This is a genomic window from Inquilinus limosus DSM 16000, from assembly GCF_000423185.1.
GTDB classification, from domain to species: Bacteria; Pseudomonadota; Alphaproteobacteria; order DSM-16000; family Inquilinaceae; genus Inquilinus; species Inquilinus limosus.
The window spans coordinates 58,724-67,069 of sequence record NZ_KE383988.1; the positions used below are offsets into that span (position 1 = coordinate 58,724).

General features: G+C 70.8%; 7 protein-coding genes. All 7 read left to right on the plus strand.

Features of this window, described 5'->3' with window-relative positions; genetic code table 11:
* Positions 1-20: 20 nt before the first annotated feature.
* The 7 genes from G537_RS0134435 (at position 21) to cas2 (ending at position 8,180) form a co-directional block, all read left to right on the plus strand.
* Positions 21-2,321: a CRISPR-associated endonuclease Cas3'' gene (locus G537_RS0134435; protein WP_034854007.1), complete on the plus strand. Its 2,301-nt coding sequence runs from the start codon at positions 21-23 to the stop codon at positions 2,319-2,321.
* 434 nt (positions 2,322-2,755) lie between these two features.
* Complete coding sequence (gene cas5c, locus G537_RS0134440; protein WP_026873904.1) at positions 2,756-3,436, plus strand: type I-C CRISPR-associated protein Cas5c; 681 nt, start codon at positions 2,756-2,758, stop codon at positions 3,434-3,436.
* Positions 3,433-5,241, plus strand: a complete 1,809-nt coding sequence (gene cas8c, locus G537_RS0134445; RefSeq protein ID WP_026873905.1) for a type I-C CRISPR-associated protein Cas8c/Csd1 — start codon at positions 3,433-3,435, stop codon at positions 5,239-5,241. Before cas5c ends, cas8c begins: the two co-directional genes overlap by 4 nt.
* On the plus strand, positions 5,228-6,172 hold the full coding sequence (cas7c, locus tag G537_RS0134450; protein WP_026873906.1) for a type I-C CRISPR-associated protein Cas7/Csd2: 945 nt from the start codon (positions 5,228-5,230) through the stop codon (positions 6,170-6,172). Before cas8c ends, cas7c begins: the two co-directional genes overlap by 14 nt.
* A gap of 3 nt (positions 6,173-6,175) precedes the next feature.
* Positions 6,176-6,835 carry a CRISPR-associated protein Cas4 gene (cas4, locus tag G537_RS0134455; RefSeq protein ID WP_026873907.1) on the plus strand — a complete coding sequence of 220 codons (660 nt, stop codon included), beginning with the start codon at positions 6,176-6,178 and terminating at the stop codon, positions 6,833-6,835.
* Between the two features lie 10 nt (positions 6,836-6,845).
* Positions 6,846-7,886, plus strand: a complete 1,041-nt coding sequence (cas1c, locus tag G537_RS0134460) for a type I-C CRISPR-associated endonuclease Cas1c (protein ID WP_026873908.1) — start codon at positions 6,846-6,848, stop codon at positions 7,884-7,886.
* A 9-nt stretch (positions 7,887-7,895) separates the two neighbouring features.
* A complete protein-coding gene (cas2, locus tag G537_RS0134465; RefSeq protein ID WP_425402324.1) occupies positions 7,896-8,180 on the plus strand; it encodes a CRISPR-associated endonuclease Cas2 in 285 nt (94 codons plus the stop codon).
* Positions 8,181-8,346 lie beyond the last annotated feature (166 nt).

Consider the following 8,346-nt stretch of genomic DNA (forward strand, 5'->3'; position numbering starts at 1 on the left):
CGTCGAGAGGGATTTCGGCGATGGCGGACGGCATCATCTACGCGCATTCGCTTCCCGGTCGGCCGATGGACCGCTGGGAAAGCCTGTCGGATCACCAGGAGGCGGTCGCGGCCCTGGCGGCGGAGTTCGCCGCAGTGTTCGGCTGGGCGGAGGTGGCCCGCCTCGCCGGCCGCCTGCACGATATCGGCAAGCTCTCCGCCGCGTTCCAGGCCTATATCGCCGGGCAAAGGGAGTCGGGCGGCGATCATTCCTCGGCCGGGGCGCGGATCGCGCTCGATGCCTATAGGCTCCCGCTCGGCACGATGCTCGCCGCCATCATCGCGGCACATCACGCCGGCCTGGCCGACGGCATCGATCTGGCGCGCCGGCTGGAGGGGGCGGCGGGCCTGGTCCCCGCCGGATGGCAGGCGCAGGCTGGGCCGCTGCCGCCCCAGCCGGAGCTGAAGCCCACACGGGCCTTCAACTGGCAGGCGGGACCGAAGGGCTTCGCCGCAAGCTTCCTTGTCCGGATGCTGTTCTCGTGCCTGGTCGACGCCGACTTCCTGGCGACCGAGCGATTCTATGCGGCGGCGGAGGGCGCGCCGGCCGAGCGCGGCGGCCATACGAGCCTCGCCGCGCTGCGCGACCGGTTGCGCGCCCATATGGCGGAGAAACGCGCGGCGGCCGAGCCGACGCCGCTCAACGCCCTGCGCGCCACGATCCTCGACCATGCGGTCAGCAAGGCCGAGCTTACGCCCGGCCTGTTCACCCTCACCGTCCCGACCGGGGGCGGCAAGACCCTAGCCTCGCTCTCCTTCGCGCTCGAGCACGCGGTCCGCCACGGCCTTCGCCGCGTCATCTACGTCATTCCCTACACCTCGATCATCGAGCAGACGGCGCAGGTGTTCCGCCAGGCGCTGGGCGGCGAAGAGGATATCCTCGAACACCATGCCAGCTTCGACTGGGAGCGGGCGCGCCGGACGCCCCGCGCCGACGACGAGGCGCCGGATGCGCTGGCCAAGCTGCAGCGGGCGGCGGAGAACTGGGACGTGCCGATCGTCGTCACCACCGCGGTGCAGTTCTTCGAGAGCCTGTTCGCCGACCGGCCGTCGCGCTGCCGCAAGCTGCACAACATCGCCGGCAGCGCCGTCGTGCTGGACGAGGCGCAGACCATGCCGGTGCATCTGCTGCGCCCCTGCATGGCGGCGATCGACGAGCTGGCGCGGCACTATGGCGCCAGTATCGTGCTCTGCACCGCCACACAGCCGGCGCTGCGCACGGTCGACGGGTTCGAGAACGGCGGCTTCGCCATCGACGATGCACGCGAGCTGGCTCCCGATCCGCAGGCTCTCTACCGCAGGCTGAAGCGGGTCGCCGTCGAGCGGCTGCCGGGACCGGTCGACGATGCGGCGATCGCACGGCGCTTCGCCGAGCAGCCGCAGATGCTGTGCATCGTCAACCGGCGCGCCCATGCGCAGCGGCTGTTCGCGGCCATCCGCGACCTGCCGGGCGCGGTGCATCTCTCCACCCTGATGTGCCCGCGCCACCGCCGGCAGGTGCTGGCCGGGCTGCGCGACAGGCTGCGCCAGGGACAGCCGGTGCGGCTGGTGGCGACATCGTTGATCGAGGCGGGGGTCGACATCGATTTCCCCGAGGTCTGGCGCGCCGCCGCCGGCATCGATTCGATCGCGCAGGCCGCGGGCCGCTGCGCCCGCGAGGGCACGCTGACGGACGGCGAGGGGCGGCCGCGGCTCGGGCGGGTCGTGGTGTTCGAACCGGCCGACGTTAAACCACCGCACGACCTGCTCTTGCGTTGGCAGGCGGCGCAGCCGGCGCTGGCCAAGCATGCCGACCCGCTGGGGCTCGACGCCGTGCGCGACTTCTTCGGCGAGCTCTATTGGCGGAAGAGCGATGCGGCGCTGGACGCAGCGAAGGTCGGTGCGAGTCCCGGCATCCTCCCGGCGATCCGGGAGCGCGCCGCCGACTGGGCCTTCCCCTTCGCCTCGATCGCGCAGGCCTTCCGCCTGATCGACGAGGCGATGGAGCCGGTGATCGTGCCCTGGCGCGCGGACGAGGCCGACCGGGAGGCGGAGGAACTGCTGGCCCGGATCGCCGCGCAGCCGAAGCCGTCCGGCCCGGATCTGCAGCGGCTGCAGCAATACACCGTGCCGCTCCCCAGGAATAAATGGCAGGACTGGCTGGCACGAGGTGCGCTGACGCCGGTCCATCCGGCGCTCGGCGAGGCGATCTTGCGATTCGCGGATCTGGCGCATTACCGGCCGGACACCGGCGTTGATCTGGAGGAGCCGACCTATCGCGACGCCGAGCGGAATGTGTTCTGAGGGCAGGCACCGCTGAAACGCGTGAGGTACGGCTGCGATGGAGCTCTATGAACTTTACTGACGCGCGTTGGAAACGCGACTGCTGTACCTCTTAAGGCCAAGTTGATCGCTCTCGGCCAATCCTGACACGATCGTGTTCGGAGGGACGATCTATGGCGAGGCGAAAGGGCGTCATACTGCGTATCCGTATTCGCGGGGCGCTCATCGAGATCGATCTCGACGTCACACCTCCACCGGTCGCTCGGAAATCAACGTCGAGTGCGGATCGAAACACTGAAGCGCGTTGGAATGCGACTCGCCCCCGGCGCCCGCCGGGGGCCCTATTGTCCGGGCTGCGAAGATGTGCTCAGATTAGATTATTCAGATCCGGATTATAGCTTTGCATTCCTGCTAGATGATTTCAGTCCGCCTCCCGCCGTCATTGAGGGGAGCCCATGAGTTACGGCATCAGGCTGCGCGTCTGGGGTGAGCGCGCGTGTTTCACAAGGCCGGAGATGAAGGTCGAGCGCGTCTCCTATGACGTGATGACCCCGTCGGCCGCCCGCGGCATCCTGGAGGCGATCCATTGGAAGCCGGCGATCCGCTGGGTCGTCGACCGGATCCATGTGCTGAAGCCGATCCGCTTCCAGTCCTTCCGGCGCAACGAGGTCGGCGCCAAAGCCAGCGCCGCGACCGCCGAGCGCGCCATGCGCGCCGGCTCCGGCGCGGGGCTGGGCCTTGTTGTCGAGGATCATCGGCAGCAGCGCGCGACGACGCTGCTGGTCGATGTCGACTACGTCATCGAGGCGCATTTCGAGCGGACGGGCAAGGCCGGGGCCGAGGATACCGACGCCAAGCACATCAGCATGTTCAACCGGCGTGCGGCTTCCGGCCAGTGCTTCCACCGGCCGTGCCTGGGCACCCGGGAATTCGCCGCCGATTTCGAGCTGATCCCGGAAGGCGCGCCGCTGCCCGCCGGCACTCTGCCCGAAGATCAAAAGAACCGCGACCTGGGCTGGATGCTGTTCGACATCGACTTCGCCAATGACCGCACCTCGCGCTTCTTCCATGCGCGGCTCACGGACGACAATGTGCTCGACGTGCGGCGCTGCCTGGCCGAGGGCACTGTTTCGTGACCGTCCTGCAGGCGCTCGACCGCTACTACGACCGGATGGCCAGCCGAGGGGAGGCCGAGCAGCCCGGCTTCTCGCGCGAGAAGATCAGCTTCGCCATCACTCTGTCGGAGGAGGGCGAGCCGGTCGAAGTGGTCGACCTGCGGGCCGCGAGCGGCAAGCGGCTGGTGCCGCAGCTGCTCTCCGTCCCCGCGGCGGTCAAGCGGACGGTCGCGATCCTGCCGAACGCTTTCTGGGACAAGAGCGCCTATCTGCTCGGCCGCACCGCGGGCGAAGGCGGGCGCACGGCGCAGGAGCATGCGGCGTTCAAGGCAATGCATCTGGAGATGCTGGCCTACAGCAACGATCCAGGCCTAGTGGCGCTGCAGCGATTCCTGGAAGGCTGGACGCCCGAGCGCTTCGACGCCCCGCCGTTCAGCCCGGAGATGCTCGACGCGAACATCGTCTTCCGGCTGGACGGCGAGCAGCGTTTCCTGCACGAGCGCGAGGCCGCCCGCGCCCTGCTGGCCCGCCGCGCCGGGGTTGAGGGCAAGCGCGCCTTCTGCCTCGTCACCGGGCTGGAGGCGCCGGTGGCGAGGCTTCATCCCACCATCAAGGGCGTCGTCGGCGCGCAATCCTCGGGCGCCGCGCTCGTCTCCTTCAACCTCGACGCCTTCACCTCCTACGGCAAGGAACAGGGCGACAACGCGCCGACCTCGGAGGCGGCGGCGTTCCGGTACGGCGCCGCGCTCAACGGCCTGCTCGACCGGTCCGGCCGCAACCGCTTGAAGCGCGGCATCGGCGACGCGACGGTGGTGTTCTGGGCCGACACGGCCGGGGTCGGCGAGACGGCGGCGCAGGCGGCGGAGGACTGGGTCGCGGCGATGCTCGAGCCGCCGGACGACGAGAGCGAAGCGGCGAGGCTGCGTGACCAGCTCGAAAAGGTGGCGGCCGGGCGGCCGCTCGCGACGCTCGATGCTAGGCTCGACGAACACACGAAGTTCCACGTCCTCGGCCTCGCTCCCAACGCGGCACGCCTCTCGATCCGCTATTGGCTGACCGGCGATTTCGGCGAGTTCGCCAAGCGGCTGGCGGACCATCACCGCGATCTCGCCATCGATCCGCTGCCCTGGCGGCGGCCGCCTTCGATCGCCTGGCTGCTGGTCAAGTGCACGGCGCTGCAGGAGAAGGCGGAGAACGTGCCGCCGCTGCTGGCCGGGGAGATGGCGCGCGCCGTTCTGACGGGCACGCCCTATCCGCGCACGCTGCTGTCGGCCGCGATCATGCGCCTGCGCGCCGGCGACGACCCGGGCACCGGCTGGCACGCCGCCGCGATCCGGGCGGTGCTGCTGCGCGACCGGCGCGCGAAGCTCGCAGCCGGATCCGACCCCATCGATCTTTCCAGGGAGGGACTGCCCGTGGGCCTCGACAGGGATAATCCGCATCCCGCCTATCAGCTCGGCCGCCTGTTCGCGGCGGTGGAGACGGCGCAGCGCATGGCGCTGGGCCAGGTGAACGCGACCATCCGCGACCGCTATTTCGGCGCGGCCTCGGCCACGCCCGGCAGCGTCTTCCCGCTGCTGATGCGCGGCGCCCAGGCGCACCTCGGCAAGCTGCGCAAGAGCGGCAAGGGCGGCTGGCTGGAGCGCGAGATCGAGGAGATCCACGCCAAGCTGCCGCCGGAGCTGCCGCGGTCGCTGAGGCTCGAGGCGCAGGGGCGGTTCGTGCTCGGCTACTACCACCAGCGCCGGGGCCAGTTCGCCAGCCGCGAGGCCCAGGCCGAGATCGACAGTATGGACGGGGAGGGGACCGGCAGTGACGACGAATAATGGGGCGGGCTTGGCGCGGCGGCACGAATTCGTGCTGTATTTCGACGTCGCCAACGGCAACCCGAACGGCGATCCCGACGCCGGCAACCTGCCGCGCCTGGACCCGGAAACCAATCAGGGTCTGGTCTCGGACGTGGCGCTGAAGCGCAAGGTGCGGAACTACGTCGCCATGGCGCGGCCGGAGGCGCCGGGCCACGAGATCTACATGCGCGACGGGGCGACGCTGAACAACGAGCACAAGCGCGCCTGGACCGCGATCCTGCCCGATGTCACCAAGGCCGATGAGCTCAAGAGGCTGCCGAAGGACGACGCCAAGGCGCGCGAGCTGACGCGCTGGATGTGCGCCAATTTCTGGGACATCCGCGCCTTCGGGGCGGTGATGACGACCGGCGTCAATGCCGGCCAGGTCCGCGGCCCGGTGCAGCTGGCCTTCGCCCGCTCGGTCGAGCCGATCCTGCCGCTGGAGGTCTCGATCACCCGCCTCGCCGCGACCACCGAGGCCGATGCGGAGGCCAAGGGCGGCCGCACCATGGGCCGCAAGCACATCGTGCCCTATGGCCTGTATCGCGCGCACGGCTTCGTCTCGGCGCCGCTGGCCTCGCATCCGGTCAAGGGCACCGGCTTCTCCGACGCCGATCTCGACCTGCTGTTCGAGGCGCTGACGAACATGTTCGAGCATGACCGCTCGGCCGCGCGCGGCGAGATGGCGACGCGCCGGCTGATCGTGTTCCGCCACGCCTCGGCGCTGGGCAACGCCCGGGCGCAGGACCTGTTCGCCCGGGTGAAGACCTGGCGGCGCTTCAAGGGCGAGAGGCACGAGCCGGGCGACGACCGTCTGGACAACGCGCCGCCGGCGCGCAGCTTCGACGACTACGAGATCACGATCGACCGCGACGGCCTGCCGGACGGGATCGAGATCGTCGAGCATTGAGGCATGCCGCCGGGCCCGCCCGCCCTCGATCGGGAGGCCGAGGATGCGCTGATCCCGCTCTCGGCGCTGCAGCACTATCTGTTCTGCCCGCGCCAATGCGCGCTGATCCATGTCGAGCAGCTCTGGGCCGAGGATGCGGCGACGGCGGAAGGGCAGCTGCTGCACGCGAAGGCGGACGCCGCCCGGCCGGAGACGCGGCCGGGCGTGCGGGTGGCACGCGGGCTGGCCGTGCGGTCCCTGGCGCTCGGCGTCGCCGGCCGGGCGGATGTGGTGGAGTTCCGCGGCGCCGGCGCGGCCGGCCGCGGCCAGCCCTTCCCGATCGAGTACAAGCGCGGCCGGCCGAAGGCGCACCGGGCCGACGAGGTGCAGCTTTGCGCCCAGGCGATCTGCCTGGAGGAGATGTTCGGCGTTCCCGTGCCCGAGGGGGCGCTGTTCTACGGCGAGACGCGCCGGCGGCATCCGGTCGTGTTCGACGACGCGCTGCGCGCCCTGACGGCGCGGGTCGCCGCCGAGACGCGGGCGATGATCGCCGCGATGAAGACGCCGCCCCCTATCCGCACCCCGGCCTGCAAGCGCTGCTCGCTGCTGACGCTGTGCCAGCCGGCGCGGCTGGAGAAGGCGCCCGCGGTCCGGCGCTGGCTCGCGGCGCAGATCGGCGGGTGAGGGCGAAGACATGCGGCGCATGCTCAACACCGTCTATGTGACCAGCGAGAAGGCCTGGCTGCGCAAGGACGGCGAGAACCTTGTGATCGAGGTCGAGGGCGCCGAACGCGGCCGGGCGCCGCTGCACATGCTGGACGGAATCGTCAGCTTCGGCCGGCCGGGCGCGTCGCCGGCGCTCCTCGCCGCCTGCGCGGAAGCCGGGATCACGGTCTCGCATCTCGATCCCAACGGCCGGTTCCTGGCCCGGGTGGAGGGCGCCCGCACCGGCAATGTGCTGTTGCGGCGGGCCCAGTTCCGCGCCGCCGACGATCCGGCGCGCGCGGTGCCGATCGTGCGCGGCATCGTCGCGGCCAAGACGGCGAACCAGCGCACCGTCATCCGCCGCGCCCTGCGCGATCACGGCGAGGCCATGCCGGCCGCGGACAGGGACGGGTTGGCCGAAGCCGAGCGCCGGCTGACCGACATCGCCCGCCGCACGCTCGCCGCGGCGGAGGTGGAGGCGCTGCGCGGGCTGGAGGGCGAGGCGGCGCTCGTCTATTTCGGCGGATTCAATCGCATGCTGCGGACCGGCGACCCGGCCTTCGCCTTCGGCGGCCGGTCGCGCCGCCCGCCGCTCGACCGGATCAACGCCCTGCTGTCGTTCCTCTACGCCATGCTCGGCCATGACTGCCGCTCGGCGCTCGAGGCGCATGGGCTCGACCCCCAGGTCGGGTTCCTGCATGCCGACCGGCCGGGCAGGGCGGGCCTGGCGCTCGACCTGATGGAAGAGCTGCGGCCGGTGCTCGCCGACCGGCTGGCGCTCAGCCTGGTCAATCGGCGGCAGCTGGCGCCGGAGGATTTCGTGATCGAGGAGGCCGGCGGGGTGCGGCTGACCGACGACGCCCGCAAGCGCGTGCTGGCGGCCTGGCAGGAGCGGAAGCGGGACGAGCTTCGCCACCCCTTCCTCGACGAGCCGATGCCGCTCGGCCTCGTCGCCCACGCCCAGGCCCAGCTTCTGGCGCGGCACCTGCGCGGCGATCTCGACGGGTATCCGGGCTTCGTATGGAGATGAACCGTGCTGATGCTGATCACCTATGACGTCAGCACGGCGACGAGCGCCGGCCGGAAACGGCTGCGGCGGGTGGCGCGGGCGTGCCTCGACCACGGCCAGCGTGTGCAGAACTCGGTGTTCGAATGCGAGGTGGACCCGGCGCAGTGGACCGCGCTCAAGGCCAGGCTGATCGGCGAGATCGACCCGGCGGCGGACAGCCTCCGCTTCTACCGGCTGGGCGCGGAGGGCCATCGGCGGGTGGAGCATGTCGGCGCCAAGCCGACGCTCGACCTGGAGGGGCCGCTGGTGTTCTGACCCGGCCGCGCGAACCCGGAGCGGACACGAGATGGCCGGGAGGTTCGCGCTCGGCCCATCCTCTTGCCGGCGGCCCGCTTTCCGGGGCTGCGGAATCGATCTCCTCTCATGTTGCCCTGGGGAAAGGGCGGGTTCGCGCAGGCAGAGGGATTCTGCGTTATCCGGC

Coding starts and splice junctions, on each gene's coding strand:
- cas2 (WP_425402324.1), top strand. CDS start 7,896: ATGCTGATCACCTATGACGTCAGCACGGCGACGAGCGCCGGCCGGAAA.
- cas1c (WP_026873908.1), top strand. CDS start 6,846: ATGCGGCGCATGCTCAACACCGTCTATGTGACCAGCGAGAAGGCCTGG.
- cas4 (WP_026873907.1), top strand. CDS start 6,176: ATGCCGCCGGGCCCGCCCGCCCTCGATCGGGAGGCCGAGGATGCGCTG.
- cas5c (WP_026873904.1), top strand. CDS start 2,756: ATGAGTTACGGCATCAGGCTGCGCGTCTGGGGTGAGCGCGCGTGTTTC.
- G537_RS0134435 (WP_034854007.1), top strand. CDS start 21: ATGGCGGACGGCATCATCTACGCGCATTCGCTTCCCGGTCGGCCGATG.